Origin of the sequence: Mucilaginibacter sp. L196 (assembly GCF_009765905.1) — a bacterium.
Taxonomy (GTDB): Bacteria; Bacteroidota; Bacteroidia; order Sphingobacteriales; family Sphingobacteriaceae; genus Mucilaginibacter.
Genome location: NZ_LMUO01000013.1, coordinates 1 through 1,242 on the forward strand (window position 1 = coordinate 1; position 1,242 = coordinate 1,242).

Genomic DNA, 1,242 nt, shown 5'->3' on the forward strand with positions numbered 1-1,242 from the left:
AGCGCAAAATAATTATAAGCATCCGCGCTCAGCGCGTATTGTTTAATGTTGATGCTATACCGTTGTTCAATTTTTTCTGATGTTGACGGGATGAAGGTTATAGGAGCCTGGGAAATAACATCCTGTGATAGTTTGGCTGATGAGCTCAGTAAAATATTGTTTGAAATACTATTCCCGTAGCACGAGTATATATTTTGAGCCGGGGTACGGTAAACAATCTCAGTACCATTTGAGATGTACAACGATTCATATTTGGCATTAAACTGCCAGGTTTCAACATAATCCCAGCGATAGTAATGGGTGTTATTATTAGGATCGTGTGTGTTAAGATAAATTTGCACACCCGCCCCCTGTTGCTTATTACTTCCCGCATTAAATCCTATGCTGTCAATAGGTGGGCTTGCTATTGGTGTAACATAATCCGACAGGTAAATTTTACCGTCGCTGGTAGTAACACTAAGCCTGTATTTATGCGTGTTAACGAGGTTAAGAATCGGGCTTGTATAATAACCGTTATTAAGGCTTTGCAAACTATACGACTGGTTCTGATCGTCCTGTATAGCAACTGTAGCATCTGTTACAGGATTAGTTGTAGTAGCTGCATTCAAATTAACCGTACGGCTTAATTTAATTATGGTTGAGTCACCGCCCGTATTTATCGTTCCTTCAACAACCAAATAGTTATTTGCACTCGAAATAACTTTGGGGTTATACGGTTTAGTACATCCAATTGCAAAACAAACGGCTACACTCAATAATATTATATACTTATCAATCATCCTCATCTCCAAAAGCCGATATTATAGTTAATAAGTAAAAAAGGTAATTTCATTATATGTCTAATTAATCTTATTGCCAAAAACTGGGTTTTGTTACAGTGCCGCGTATAGTACAATCGGCGCAATCAACATCTGAATACAAATAACCCAGCGGAGCCGGCCCTCCTTTATAGAATTGTACTACAGGAATGTTACTATTAGGTAATGGTACTAAATATAGTTGTACTTGGTTTACGCCTGTTCTCGGGGCCGAAAAATAAGCCGTATCAAGTTCACAATCGTAAGGATACGTTGGTGTCCAGGCAACCGGAAGCTGCGTTTCATTTATATAGATACGTTTTTGTTGTACCGCCCCCGCTGATATATACCCTATAACCGGCAATGTTGCATCCGTAGTACAATGAATATTACCGGTAAGCTGTGCAGGTTGCGCATCAAAAATACTCCCCAGATCTTCGGTATT

At 39.3% G+C, this 1,242-nt stretch carries 1 protein-coding gene and 1 pseudogene; both read right to left on the bottom strand.

Going from position 1 to position 1,242, the window contains the following annotated elements:
* Nucleotides 1–785: DUF4249 domain-containing protein (locus GSQ74_RS10955; RefSeq protein WP_158993159.1), on the bottom strand; the 785-nt coding region annotated here is incomplete at its 3' end.
* A 64-nt stretch (nucleotides 786–849) separates the two neighbouring features.
* Nucleotides 850–1,242, bottom strand: a pseudogene (locus GSQ74_RS10960) (DUF4249 domain-containing protein); the annotation flags it as partial.